This is a genomic window from Pseudomonas sp. Z5-35 (assembly GCF_051131945.1).
In the GTDB taxonomy this organism is placed as follows: domain Bacteria; phylum Pseudomonadota; class Gammaproteobacteria; order Pseudomonadales; family Pseudomonadaceae; genus Aquipseudomonas; species Aquipseudomonas marvdashtae.
Window position 1 is genome coordinate 2,082,756 of sequence record NZ_CP071640.1, and the last position, 13,010, is coordinate 2,095,765.

At 59.7% G+C, this 13,010-nt stretch carries 13 protein-coding genes; 7 read left to right on the forward strand and 6 right to left on the reverse strand.

The genetic code is table 11. The annotated features are described in order from the left end of the window. Positions 1-3 precede the first annotated feature (3 nt). Both J3P95_RS09790 and J3P95_RS09795 read left to right on the forward strand, forming a co-directional pair. Entirely contained in the window at positions 4-1,200 is a 1,197-nt protein-coding gene (locus tag J3P95_RS09790) for an efflux RND transporter periplasmic adaptor subunit (protein ID WP_434562520.1), read from the forward strand. 235 nt (positions 1,201-1,435) lie between these two features. Beyond that, entirely contained in the window at positions 1,436-2,965 is a 1,530-nt protein-coding gene (locus J3P95_RS09795) for a DHA2 family efflux MFS transporter permease subunit (RefSeq protein WP_434577652.1), read from the forward strand. A 26-nt stretch (positions 2,966-2,991) separates the two neighbouring features. On the opposite strand, the gene lpxH is transcribed toward J3P95_RS09795, so the two are convergent. Both lpxH and J3P95_RS09805 read right to left on the reverse strand, forming a co-directional pair. Continuing rightward, the gene (gene lpxH, locus J3P95_RS09800) at positions 2,992-3,771 is read right to left on the reverse strand and encodes a UDP-2,3-diacylglucosamine diphosphatase (RefSeq protein ID WP_434577650.1); all 780 of its coding nucleotides are present in this window, start codon (positions 3,769-3,771) and stop codon (positions 2,992-2,994) included. Then, positions 3,768-4,274 (reverse strand): peptidylprolyl isomerase, encoded by a 507-nt coding sequence (locus J3P95_RS09805; RefSeq protein ID WP_434581249.1) that lies wholly within the window; start codon positions 4,272-4,274, stop codon positions 3,768-3,770. The genes lpxH and J3P95_RS09805 overlap by 4 nt, the downstream gene beginning before the upstream one ends. 249 nt (positions 4,275-4,523) lie before the next feature. Between J3P95_RS09805 and J3P95_RS09810 the strand changes: the two genes are divergently transcribed. Next, positions 4,524-6,221, forward strand: coding sequence for a glutamine--tRNA ligase/YqeY domain fusion protein (locus J3P95_RS09810; RefSeq protein ID WP_434562528.1), 1,698 nt, complete (start codon positions 4,524-4,526; stop codon positions 6,219-6,221). Between the two features lie 21 nt (positions 6,222-6,242). Further along, positions 6,243-7,625: a cysteine--tRNA ligase gene (gene cysS, locus J3P95_RS09815; protein WP_434562530.1), complete on the forward strand. Its 1,383-nt coding sequence runs from the start codon at positions 6,243-6,245 to the stop codon at positions 7,623-7,625. Positions 7,626-7,987: 362 nt separating this feature from the next. Here cysS and csrA read toward each other — a convergent pair whose 3' ends face one another. Beyond that, positions 7,988-8,182 (reverse strand): carbon storage regulator CsrA, encoded by a 195-nt coding sequence (gene csrA, locus J3P95_RS09820; RefSeq protein ID WP_003179932.1) that lies wholly within the window; start codon positions 8,180-8,182, stop codon positions 7,988-7,990. Positions 8,183-8,429: 247 nt separating this feature from the next. Between csrA and J3P95_RS09825 the strand changes: the two genes are divergently transcribed. Further along, the gene (locus tag J3P95_RS09825; RefSeq protein WP_434562532.1) at positions 8,430-8,795 is read left to right on the forward strand and encodes an SPOR domain-containing protein; all 366 of its coding nucleotides are present in this window, start codon (positions 8,430-8,432) and stop codon (positions 8,793-8,795) included. A 63-nt stretch (positions 8,796-8,858) separates the two neighbouring features. Here J3P95_RS09825 and J3P95_RS09830 read toward each other — a convergent pair whose 3' ends face one another. From J3P95_RS09830 to J3P95_RS09840, 3 genes are all read right to left on the reverse strand, one after another. Further along, entirely contained in the window at positions 8,859-9,548 is a 690-nt protein-coding gene (locus tag J3P95_RS09830) for an endonuclease (protein ID WP_434577648.1), read from the reverse strand. 5 nt (positions 9,549-9,553) lie between these two features. Then, entirely contained in the window at positions 9,554-9,853 is a 300-nt protein-coding gene (locus J3P95_RS09835; RefSeq protein ID WP_434577646.1) for a DUF1654 domain-containing protein, read from the reverse strand. Positions 9,854-10,016: 163 nt separating this feature from the next. Then, positions 10,017-11,105, reverse strand: coding sequence for an asparaginase (locus J3P95_RS09840; protein WP_434577645.1), 1,089 nt, complete (start codon positions 11,103-11,105; stop codon positions 10,017-10,019). Positions 11,106-11,424: 319 nt separating this feature from the next. On the opposite strand from J3P95_RS09840, the gene J3P95_RS09845 reads away from it, so the two are divergent. Both J3P95_RS09845 and J3P95_RS09850 read left to right on the forward strand, forming a co-directional pair. Next, positions 11,425-11,871, forward strand: coding sequence for a hypothetical protein (locus J3P95_RS09845; protein ID WP_434581248.1), 447 nt, complete (start codon positions 11,425-11,427; stop codon positions 11,869-11,871). Between the two features lie 133 nt (positions 11,872-12,004). After that, positions 12,005-12,964 carry a sugar ABC transporter substrate-binding protein gene (locus J3P95_RS09850; RefSeq protein WP_434562538.1) on the forward strand — a complete coding sequence of 320 codons (960 nt, stop codon included), beginning with the start codon at positions 12,005-12,007 and terminating at the stop codon, positions 12,962-12,964. Positions 12,965-13,010 lie beyond the last annotated feature (46 nt).

The window sequence follows — 13,010 nt, forward strand, 5'->3', positions numbered from 1 at the left end:
GTCATGGCAACTGCCGAAACTACTCAAGAAACTCAACAGGACAGCGGCAACCCGCGCAAGCGCAAGGTGATGCTGCTGGGCCTGGCCCTGATTGTCATTCTCGCCGCCGTAGGTGTCTGGGCTTGGCACGAATTGTATGGGCGCTGGAACGAAAGCACCGACGATGCCTACGTCAACGGCAACGTCGTGGAAATCACCCCCCAAGTCACTGGCACGGTGGTGAGCATTGGCGCCGATGACGGTGACCTGGTGCGTGAGGGCCAGGTGTTGGTGCAATTCGATCCGAACGATGCCGAAGTCGGGCTGCAAAGTGCCCAGGCCAACCTCGCCCGCACCGTGCGCCAGGTGCGCGGCCTGTACAGCAACGTCGATGGCATGAAGGCGCAGGTGCATGCGCAAGAGGCCGAAGTGCAGAAGGCCCAGGAAAACTACAACCGACGCCGGAACCTGGCGGCCGGCGGGGCGATCTCCCAAGAAGAACTGTCCCACGCCCGGGACGACCTGACCTCGGCGCAGAACGCCCTGGCCAATGCCCGGCAACAGCTCAAGACCACCAGCGCCCTGGTGGACGATACCGTGGTGTCGTCCCATCCCGACGTGCAAGCCGCCGCCGCGCAATTGCGCCAGGCCTTCCTGACCAATGCCCGCAGCACCTTGATCGCACCGGTGACCGGTTATGTCGCCAAGCGCACCGTGCAACTGGGCCAACGGGTGCAACCGGGCACGGCGTTGATGGCGGTGATCCCGCTGGATCAGTTGTGGATCGACGCCAACTTCAAGGAAACCCAACTGCGCGACATGCGCATCGGCCAGCCGGTGGACATCGAGGCCGACCTCTACGGCAGTGATGTGAAGTTCAGCGGCACGGTCGACAGCGTTGGCGCCGGGACCGGTAGTGCGTTTGCCCTGTTGCCGGCGCAGAACGCCACCGGTAACTGGATCAAGATCGTCCAGCGGGTGCCGGTGCGCATTCATATCAATGCCCAAGAGCTGGCCAAGCATCCGTTGCGGGTCGGTCTCTCGACGCTGGTCAACGTCGACTTGCATGACCAGAGCGGTCCGGTATTAGCCCAGCAACCGTCGCAGAAAGCTTCGTTCAGCACCCAGGTGTATGACCGGCAGTTGGCAGATGCCGATGCGATGATCACGCGCCTGATCCATGAGAACAGCGCCGCGGCGAGCAAGACCGCGCAGCGTTGAACCCTCTACGTCGAACCCTGTGGGAGGGAGCTTGCTCCCGCTCGGCTGCGAAGCAGTCGTAAACCGGTGGGTGCGGTGTGTCTGATGTTCCGCGTTCGGCAGGTTTGGGGCCGCTTTGCGGCCCAGCGGGAGCAAGCTCCCTCGCCACGTGTCTGTCGCAGGCCTTAAGTGACAGCATTCCAGTCCGGGCGGGCTTGCGTCGATTTTACTACCTCTGCTTCATAGGATTTTCGCAATGAGCAATAACGCGTCCTTCACGCCGCCCAGCCTGTTGCTCAGCACCATCGGGTTGTCGCTGGCGACGTTCATGCAAGTGCTCGACACGACCATCGCCAACGTTGCCCTGCCGACCATTTCCGGAAACCTGGGCGTCAGTTCGGAGCAGGGCACTTGGGTCATTACTTCGTTCGCGGTGAGCAACGCCATTGCGCTGCCGCTGACGGGGTGGCTGAGCCGCCGGTTTGGCGAGGTGAAACTGTTTTTGTGGGCGACGATGCTGTTTGTCCTCGCCTCGTTCCTGTGCGGAATCTCCACTTCGATGCCGGAGCTGATCGGCTTTCGCGTGGTCCAGGGGCTGGTGGCCGGTCCTTTGTACCCGATGACCCAGACCTTGCTGATTGCCGTGTACCCGCCGGCCAGGCGTGGCATGGCCCTGGCGTTGCTGGCAATGGTCACGGTCGTCGCGCCGATTGCCGGGCCGATCCTCGGCGGTTGGATCACCGACAGTTACAGCTGGCCGTGGATTTTCTTCATTAACGTGCCTATCGGGATTTTCGCGGTGCTGGTGGTGCGCCAGCAGCTCAAGGCGCGCCCGGTGGTGACCAGTCGCCAGCCGATGGACTATGTCGGCTTGATCACGTTGATCATCGGTGTCGGTGCATTGCAGGTCATCCTCGACAAGGGCAACGACCTGGATTGGTTCGAGTCGAATTTCATCATTGTGGGCGCGCTGGTTTCGCTCATCGCCCTGGCCGTGTTCGTGATTTGGGAAATGACCGACGGCCATCCGGTGGTGAATCTGCGGCTGTTCGCTTATCGCAATTTTCGTATCGGCACCATCGTGCTGGTGGGCGGTTACGCCGGTTTTTTCGGCATAAACCTGATCCTGCCGCAGTGGTTGCAGACCCAGATGGGCTACACCGCCACTTGGGCCGGCCTGGCGGTGGCGCCTATCGGCATCCTGCCGGTCCTGATGTCGCCCTTCGTCGGCAAGTATGCGCACAAGTTCGACCTGCGCCTGTTGGCCGGGCTGGCGTTCCTGGCGATTGGCCTGAGTTGCTTCATGCGCGCCGGGTTCACCAACGAAGTGGATTTCCAGCACATTGCCCTGGTGCAGTTGTTCATGGGTATCGGCGTGGCGTTGTTCTTCATGCCGACCCTGAGCATCCTCATGTCGGACCTGCCGCCCCACCAAATTGCCGATGGCGCGGGACTGGCGACGTTCCTGCGGACCTTGGGCGGCAGCTTCGCGGCGTCGCTGACGACTTGGATCTGGATCCGCCGGGCCGACCAGCATCATGCCTACCTGAGCGAAAGCATCAGCACCTTCGAGCCGGCCACGCGTGAGACGATCAACCAGCTCGGCGGGGCGAGCACGCCGGTCTACGCCCAGCTGGAGCAGATCCTCAACAGCCAGGCATACATGCTCTCCACCGTGGATTACTTCACGCTGCTGGGGTGGGCGTTCATGGGGTTGATCCTGCTGGTGTGGCTGGCGAAGCCGCCGTTCGCGGCGAAGGCCGGGCCTGCCGCCAGCGGCCATTGAAATTAAATTGCCGGCCCCGCAAGGGACTACTGGTGGCTGGGGGTGTGACTGGGGATTGGGTCAGGTGCCGGCAGTTGTGGCGGCGGGGCAAAACCGAACGGCGCCAACGCAAACCCTTGCTCATCGACCTGCAACGCCCAGCCTTGCTTGTCCCAATCCCCCAGCACGATGCGCCGGGCGGCCTGTTCGCCCAGTTGCAGCTTGTGGATGGCGGGGCGGTGGGTGTGGCCGTGGATCAACGTCTTCACGCCGTATTGCTGCATGATCCGCGGGATTTCCCGCGGGGTGACGTCGACAATGTCATTGGCTTTCATCCGCGTCTGCGTGCGGCTTTCGCTGCGCAACTTGCGCGCCAGTTTCTGGCGGCTGCCCAATGGCAGGTGGCGCAGGATGAACAGCGTAAGCGGGTTGCGCAGCCAGCGCCGCAGTTTCATATAGCCGACATCACGGGTACAGAGGCTGTCGCCATGCATCAGCAGCACCGGCTCGCCGTTGAACTGCACGACACTCGGGTCCTTGAGCAGGGTGCAGCCGGCCGCTTTGCAGAAAGCCTGCCCGAGCATGAAGTCACGGTTGCCGTGCATCAGGAAAATGGCCGTGCCGCTGTCGCTCAATTCGCGCAGGGCCTGGCAGATGGAGCGCTGGAACGGCGTCATGGCATCGTCGCCGATCCAGGCTTCGAAAAAGTCGCCCAGAATGTACAACGCTTGCGCCGAGCGGGCGCGTGTGGCGAGTAAATCCAGAAACGCCCGGGTGATGTCCGGGCGCTCCTCTTCCAGATGCAAATCTGAAATCAGCAATATCACGCTTCGATGATCTCGGCTTTCTCGATGATCACGTCTTCTGCCGGGACGTCCTGGTGGCCGGCCTTGGAAGTGGTGGATACGCCTTTGATCTTGTCGACCACGTCAGTGCCTTCGACCACTTTGCCGAACACAGCATAGCCCCAGCCCTGGGTTGTCTTGGCGCTGTGGTTCAGGAAGCTGTTGTCCGCCACGTTGATGAAAAACTGCGCGGAAGCCGAATGCGGCTCCATGGTACGGGCCATGGCGACGCTGTATTTTTCGTTCGGCAGGCCGTTGTCGGCTTCGTTCTGGATGCTTGGACGCTTGTCTTTCTTTTCCTTCATGCCTGGCTCGAAACCGCCGCCCTGGATCATGAAGTTACCGATGACACGGTGGAAAACGGTGTTTTCGTAATGGCCGGCCTTGACGTACTCGACGAAGTTGGCAACGGTCAGCGGTGCCTTTTCGGCGTTCAGTTGCAGGACGATGTCGCCGTGGTTGGTGGTCAGTTTGACTTGGGTCATGATCGCTACTCTTTCAAGGAATTCGTGGGTTTCGGGGCGCAAGCGCCCGCAACCGGTCTGGCTGCAATCGGCCAGGCTGGGCAGTTTAGCGTGCCGGGCACGAATTTCGAGGCTGTTTTTCATCTGGCTGTCGATTAAATTTGATCGTTTGCCGGCCTGGCCTGTCAGGTGCTTGACAGCATCGGCTATGATACGGGCTTTGATTTATCAGGCCGCACCCGGCCGCGCACTTGTACGTTCAAGGATCCTATGAGCAAGCCCACTGTCGACCCTACCTCGAATTCCAAGACCGGCCCGGCCGTGCCGGTCAACTTCCTGCGCCCGATCGTCCAGGCGGACCTGGATTCGGGTAAGCACACGCAGATCGTCACTCGCTTCCCGCCGGAGCCCAACGGCTACCTGCACATCGGCCATGCCAAATCCATTTGCGTGAACTTCGGCCTGGCCGAGGAGTTTGGCGGCGTCACGCACTTGCGTTTCGATGACACCAACCCGGCCAAGGAAGACCAGGAATACATCGACGCGATCAAGAGCGACGTCCAGTGGCTGGGTTTCCAATGGGCCGGCGAAGTACGCTACGCCTCGCAGTATTTCGACCAGTTGCACGATTGGGCGGTGGAGCTGATCAAGTCCGGCAACGCCTACGTGTGTGACCTGACGCCGGAGCAGGCCAAGGAATATCGCGGCAGCCTGACCGAGCCGGGCAAGAACAGCCCGTTCCGTGACCGCAGCGTGGAAGAGAACCTGGACCTGTTCGCCCGCATGCGCGCCGGTGAGTTCCCGGACGGTGCCCGTGTGCTGCGTGCCAAGATCGACATGGCCTCGCCGAACATGAACCTGCGCGACCCGATCATGTACCGCATCCGCCATGCGCATCACCACCAGACCGGTGACAAATGGTGCATCTACCCGAACTATGACTTCACCCACGGTCAGTCGGACGCCATCGAAGGCATCACCCATTCGATCTGCACCCTGGAGTTCGAAAGCCATCGTCCATTGTACGAGTGGTTCCTCGAGAAGCTGCCGGTGCCGGCCAATCCGCGCCAGTACGAATTCAGCCGCCTGAACCTGAACTACACCATCACCAGCAAGCGCAAGCTCAAGCAGTTGGTGGACGAGAAGCACGTCAACGGCTGGGACGATCCGCGCATGTCGACGCTGTCGGGTTTCCGCCGTCGTGGCTACACGCCGAAGTCGATCCGCAATTTCTGCGAGATGATCGGCACCAACCGTTCCGACGGCGTGGTGGATTTCGGCATGCTCGAATTCAGCATCCGCGACGACCTGGACCACAGCGCACCGCGCGCCATGTGCGTGCTGCGGCCGCTGAAAGTGGTCATCACCAATTACCCGGAAGGCCAGGTCGAAAACCTCGAGCTGCCGTGCCATCCGAAAGAAGACATGGGCGTACGCGTCCTGCCGTTCGCGCGGGAAATCTACATCGACCGCGAAGATTTCATGGAAGAGCCGCCAAAAGGCTACAAGCGCCTGGAGCCAGCCGGTGAAGTGCGCCTGCGTGGCAGCTACGTGATCCGCGCCGACGAGGCCATCAAGGATGGCGACGGCAATATCGTCGAGCTGCGCTGCTCCTACGATCCCGAAACCCTGGGCAAGAACCCGGAAGGTCGCAAGGTCAAGGGCGTGATCCACTGGGTGCCGGCCGCCGCCAGCATCGAGTGCGAAGTGCGCCTGTACGATCGCCTGTTCCGTTCGCCGAACCCGGAAAAGGCCGAGGACAGCGCCAGTTTCCTGGACAACATCAACCCTGACTCCCTGCAAGTACTGACGGGTTGTCGTGCCGAGCCTTCGCTGGGCAACGCACAGCCGGAAGACCGTTTCCAGTTCGAGCGCGAAGGCTACTTCTGCGCGGATATCAAGGACTCGAAACGCGGTGCTCCGGTGTTCAACCGTACCGTGACCTTGCGCGACTCCTGGGGTCAGTGATCAAGTCTTAAGGGAAACCCTGTGCTTACGATCTACAACACGCTCACCAAGAGCAAAGAAGTCTTCAAGCCGCTGGATGGCAACAAGGTCCGCATGTACGTGTGCGGCATGACCGTGTATGACTATTGCCACTTGGGTCATGGCCGCAGCATGGTTGCCTTCGACCTGGTGACTCGCTGGTTGCGCTTTAGCGGTTACGACCTGACCTATGTGCGCAACATCACCGACATCGACGACAAGATCATCAATCGGGCCAACGAGAACGGCGAATCGTTCGATGCGTTGACCGAGCGCATGATCAAGGCCATGCACGAGGACGAGGCGCGTCTCAACATCCAGAAGCCCGACCTGGAGCCGCGCGCCACCGACCACATTCCCGGCATGCTGACGATGATCCAGACCTTGATCGACAAAGGTTATGCCTACGCACCGGGCAATGGCGACGTGTACTACCGCGTCGCCAAGTTCATGGGCTACGGCAAGTTGTCGCGCAAGAAGATCGAAGACTTGCGCATCGGCGCGCGCATCGAAGTCGATGAGTCGAAGGAAGACCCATTGGACTTCGTACTGTGGAAAGGCGCCAAGCCGGGCGAGCCGAGCTGGGATTCGCCGTGGGGCGCCGGGCGTCCGGGCTGGCACATCGAATGCTCGGTGATGTCCACCTGCTGCCTGGGCGAGACCTTCGACATTCATGGCGGCGGCAGCGACCTGGAATTCCCGCACCACGAAAACGAGATTGCCCAGAGTGAAGCGGCCACCGGCAAGACCTACGCCAACGCCTGGATGCATTGCGGCATGATCCGGATCAATGGCGAGAAGATGTCCAAGTCCTTGAACAACTTCTTCACCATCCGCGACGTGCTCGACAAGTACCATCCGGAAGTTGTGCGTTACCTGTTGGTGTCGAGCCACTACCGCAGCGCCATCAACTATTCGGAAGACAACCTCAAGGATGCCAAGGGCGCCCTGGAGCGTTTCTATCATGCGTTGAAAGGCTTGCCTGCCGTACCGCCTGCCGGTGGCGAAGCGTTCGTGACGCGGTTTACCGAAGTGATGGACGACGACTTCGGCACGCCGGAAGCATGCGCAGTGCTGTTCGAAATGGTGCGTGAGATCAATCGCCTGCGCGAGAGCGATGTCGATGCGGCGGCGGGCCTCGCAGCGCGTCTGAAGGAATTGGCCAGCGTGCTCGGTGTGTTGCAGCTCGAAGCCGACGATTTCCTCCAGGCCGGTGCCGAAGGCCGCGTCGACGCCGCCGAAGTCGAGGCTCTGATCCAGGCACGCCTGGCTGCGCGGGCCAACAAGGACTGGGCCGAATCCGACCGCATCCGCGACCAGCTCACCGCTATGGGCGTGGTGCTGGAAGACGGGAAGGGCGGGACGACCTGGCGATTGGCGGACTGATTCCAGAAACACGCAATACCCTGTGGGAGCTCGCGAGCTCCCACTTTTTTGTGTCCGGCGTGACAATCATTTCTATATGAGCCAGCACCGTCAGGTCGTTTCGACGTTCTCTCTGACAGGAATCTTCATGCGGGGGGCTTGATGGTGGTGTGAGCTTGAGCTGATTGGCCACGTACGACGGCTTCCCCGCCATTAAAACGAAACGTCTGACAGCCATGCTACGAGACATGCCAGTAGTATCGGTTTCACGAGCTGGACGGACATCTAAGGCGGGGGAGGGACGTAGGGTGAGGCGCGCGGCCTGAATCTTTAGCCAGCCATTGCGGCGATGCAAACGGGCTGGCTGCGGACTGCGGCAAGGCTCAGGGCGTTTGCGGCTTGTCAGGGGCGGTGAGGCCGGCCTGGATGCGCTGATAAATTTCCTCGCGATGCACCGCCACGTTTTTCGGGGCGTTGATGCCGATCCGGACTTGCTGGCCACTTACGCCCAGAATGGTGATCGTGATGTCGTCACCAATGTTTATGCTTTCACCGACTTTGCGGGTGAGTATCAGCATGGTGTTCTCCTTGATTGCTTTATAGGGCACCTGATTCAGACAGTGCAGATGTCGGTACTGCTTATAGATTAGTGCTAAGTGTCACAATGTGGGTGCCTCTTTCTGACGTGCAGATACAGCATTAATTCCCAGGGTGCGACTATACAGAGACGTCGGACAGGATTCTCGTGTTTTGCGCACTGTTAAGGGCCTTATTGGCGAGTGTGGGTGCTAAAATCCCCTCCTCATGTCTTCCGGGGGAATCGTTGTGCGTAAATTGGCTTGGGTAATCGCGGTATTGGCGCTGGCGGGATGTGGAGAGGGACGCGACGTCGAAGCCCCCAAGCCGAAACCGGCGGCAACCTCCACACCGTCAGCCGCTGCCGCGCCGCAGTGGGCAGTCGAGGTCCGAGGCGAAACCCCCCAGGCTGTGAGCGACCTCACCGGATGGTTGATCGAGCATAGCTTCATGTCCACGGTCGTCAGGGAGAATGGCAAGGACCGGGTCCTGGTCGGACCGTTCAGTTCCAAGGCTGAAGCCGAAGCGAAGCAGGCGCAAGTCACTGCCGCCTTGGTACGTGCGAAGAAGCGCAACATCGAGGCCTTGGTCGTGGATTTCCCGCCAGCACGATAACCAGCCGTATAAACAAAAGGCCCCGGATGCATGACATCCGGGGCCTTTTGTTGGGTGGCTTGGTCAACCGCAGGTTTTCATATCCACCGGGCCGACAAACTCGTTCCCGCGCCCCATGACACATGCCACGCTCTGGTTGCGCTGGCGTTCCCAGGCCTGCACGGGATAGGTCTTGTCCCAGGCTTCGTACAGCCGCCGATCCTGTTTGGATAGGCGTAGGCCGTACTGTTTGCTCATGTAGAAATACGTCCTGGCAATCATTCCTCGAATCGAAGGGCGGGGCATGACCTTCTTGGCCTTGAAGTCCACCTGGGTCAGGCATGAGCCATATTGGCCTTTCTGCACCGGTAGCCAGCCAAAGCTGAAGTTGCTGCGATCGCCATTGACCTCGCCAATGCTTGGAACCAGGTTGTGAAGATCAGCCTCGGCCCGTTGATAGACCGGGTCGTAGCGGGTGCAATGCTTGCGTCCGCCCTGTTGCCAGCATTGGCGCTGATGGCCGATCTGCCAGGCCGGGACGATGTGCTCCCACTCGATGCGCGCGGCGCGCTTCGCGTTTTTGCGCGGTACATAACCGCAAGCCGAGAGGTTCACGCGGTTACCGGTGTATTTGCAGCCACAATAAAACTCGGTGGATTGTGGCGCATAAAGTTTCCAGGCGACTTTCTTCGCTTCGTTGAAAGTGCGGGGAGCTCCGGCGTGTGCGCCCACGGCGACGAATATGAGCAATAAAGCAAAACAGCGAATACTCATCAGGCTCAATCTTCCTTCGGCACAACCCAGAAAACCTGCACACCACCGTCGTCGCGATAGGCAAGGGTGACGTTGTCGTTCTCGTCGATTTCTTCCAGCAAGCGTTCCCATTCGTCTACCGGCTCGTCGGGAAGGCGGAAGATCAGCGCGGCCTTGGCTTTTTGTGCGGTAGGCGAATTGATGATTTTCGAGACCCGCAAGCCGAGTCGTGCATAGGAATCTAAGGGAGTAGTTGCAGCGGAGGGCGTGGCCACAGGATTATCCTTATTAAGCTGTACGTGCATACAGTATTTAACTGTAGGCATTTACGCAACTGCTTAAAATTCAAGAAAATCGTCTGACAGCGCTTTTCGGATTTTGGTGTGGGAGAACTGCATTTTTTTAGCGAGCCAAGTAGGCGCAGGTGCCACCTGCTCTTAGGAAGCGGGTGGCGAAGAGAGCCCGACCGGAATCGGTCGGGCGGGACGATCAATATTCCCAGAACATCCGCTGCAATTCCTTGCTGTCCTGGCTTTTGGTCAGGGCGACCATCGCCAGGATGCGCGCCTTCTGAGGGTTCAAGTCGTGAGCCACGATCCAGTCGTACTTGTCGTCAGGTTGTTCGGCGTTGCGAAGTACGAACCCACCGGCGTTGACGTGGGACGAACGAATGATCTGCACGCCATCCTTGCGCAGTGCCTGCAGGGAAGGCACTACGCGTGAAGACACCGAACCGTTGCCGGTGCCGGCGTGAATGATCGCCTTGGCGCCGGATTGAGCCAGGGCCTTGTAGGCCGTGTCGCTGACATTGCCGTAGGAATAGGCGATTTCCACTTCCGGCAGACTCTTGATAGTCTTGATGTCGAATTCCGAGTCCATGGTGTGACGCTTGGCGGGCAGGCGGAACCAGTAGGACTTGCCTTCCACTACCATGCCGAGTGGACCCCAAGGGCTCTTGAAGGCTTCAGTCTTGATGTTGATCATCTTGCTGACATCGCGGCCCGACTGGATTTCATCGTTCATCGTCACGAGGACACCCTTGCCGCGGGCTTCCTTGCTGCTGGCGACGGCCACGGCATTGTAGAGATTGAGCATGCCGTCCGCCGACATCGCCGTGCCGGGACGCATCGAACCGACGACGATGATCGGCTTGTCAGTTTTTTCCACCAGGTTCAGGAAGTACGCGGTTTCTTCCAGTGTGTCGGTGCCATGGGTGATGACAATGCCATCGACGTCCTCGCTGTCGGCCAGTTCGGCAACGCGCCGACCCAGTTGCAACAGGTTTTCGTTGGTAATGCTTTCCGAGGCGATTTGCATCACTTGTTCGCCGCGGACGTTGGCCAGCTGGCTGAGCTCCGGTACGCCAGCGATCAGTTTTTCAATGCCGACCTTGGCCGCCTGGTACGTAGCGCTGTTGGCCGAGCTGGCACCGGCGCCGGCAATGGTGCCGCCAGTGGCGAGGATGACGACATTGGCGAGCTTTTGCTCAGTCTGGGTTTCTTTCGCCTGGACGGCGTTGGGCAGCAACAGCAGAAGGGCCAAGGCGCCCGGAACGAAAGTCTTTAAGGCAGATGTCATTATTCTTCTCTCTAGTCATGATGGATTCATCTAGATGCTCCGGCAGACCTGAATGCCGGGAGCCCAACTGCCAGAGCATGATCCGTACCAGCGCGGCCATAGCGTGTGAGCTGCGGTTAAACGCTTGATATTCATAACGATGCGTAGTGGACGAGGCGCCTGCGTAAAAAGCCTGTGGACGGGTTTCCGAACATTCAACGTGTTTATCGTTCGGTTACCCGAAGAGGCATTGTCTGAAGGAAAGAGGTTTGTTGGTCGCGCTAAAGAAAAAGCCCCAGCGGACGATCTTCTTTGTAGGAATTCATTCATGGAGCGCCACATGTCCTTTTCAGTCGGCTTCCCAAATGCCGCAGCTCTCACCATTGGTGGCAAGTCCGCGAGCACGTTGAAAGCTTTGAGCGAGGCGAGCGCCGACGCAGCCGACAAGGCCCTTGGCGAAACTGAAGAGCCTGGCAAAGTCCGCGCGAACCTGGCTACCGAAGCCGAAAGCAAGACCGAAAAAAGCGCCAGCACCGAAAGTGTCGCGACACAAATACTGCTCAAGCGCATGCAGGAGCTTCAGCAACAACTGCGTGAACAACAGCAACAATTGGCTGCTGCGCAGGCGCGTGCGTATCCGACGCCTGAAGCCAAAACTACCGCTATCATGGCTATTCAGGGGCAGATCGCCGATACCACCGGCGCGCTGCAGCAGGTGACCGGCAGCTTGATCAAGGAATTGGCCAAGGAGTCCAGTTCCGGTGCGCTGGTCAATACCACTGCCTGACGCACGACGTTGCGGCCCAAACCGGAACGTTGACAAAACCGCGATGCTTTACCATAGTTCATTCCACGCAAACGTTTGCGCGGTTGTCGTGCGACGATTTTGCTCACAATAATCATAAAATCGGAGTGAACCCATGAAGCTGCCATTCGCTGGACGCCTTCTCGCCGTCGCCATGTTCGCGGCCGCATCCGCAGCGCTGCCTTTCTCCTCGGCGCTCGCCCAGACCCCCGAAAAACCCAAGGTCGCCCTGGTCATGAAATCCCTGGCCAACGAGTTCTTCCTGACCATGGAAGACGGTGCCAAGGCTTATCAGAAGGAACACTCCGCCGATTTCGAGCTGATCTCCAACGGGATCAAGGATGAAACCGACACCGCCAACCAGATTCGCATCGTCGAGCAGATGATCGTGTCCAAGGTCGATGCGTTGATTATTGCGCCCGCCGACTCCAAGGCCATGGTGCCGGTGATCAAGAAAGCCGTCGACGCCGGCATCACCGTGATCAACATCGATAACCAACTCGACCCGGCAGTGGTCAAGAGCAAGAACATCACTGTGCCGTTCGTAGGCCCGGACAACCGCAAGGGCGCGCGCCTGGTGGGTGAATACCTGGCCAAGCAGCTCAAGGCCGGTGACGAGGTCGGCATCATCGAAGGCGTGTCGACCACCACCAATGCCCAGGCGCGTACCGCAGGCTTCAAGGATGCGATGGAAGCGGCGCAGATCAAGGTCGTCTCCCTGCAATCCGGTGACTGGGAAATCAACAAAGGCAACCAGGTTGCCGCGTCGATGCTCAGCGAATACCCGAATATCAAGGCGCTGCTGGCTGGCAACGACAGCATGGCGGTCGGCGCGGTATCGGCGGTGCGCGCCGCCGGCAAGGCGGGCAAGGTGCAGGTGGTCGGCTACGACAACATCAATGCCATCAAGCCGATGCTCAAGGACGGTCGCGTTCTCGCGACGGCCGACCAGTTCGCCGCCAGGCAGGCAGTCTTCGGCATCGAGACGGCCTTGAAAATCCTCAAGGGCGAAAAAGTCGACAGCGGCACCAACGGCGTTATCGAAACTCCGGTCGAGCTGGTGACCAAGCCGTAATCCTGGCGACACAACGGCGCTCGCCCGTCCGGGCGGGCGCATTGGA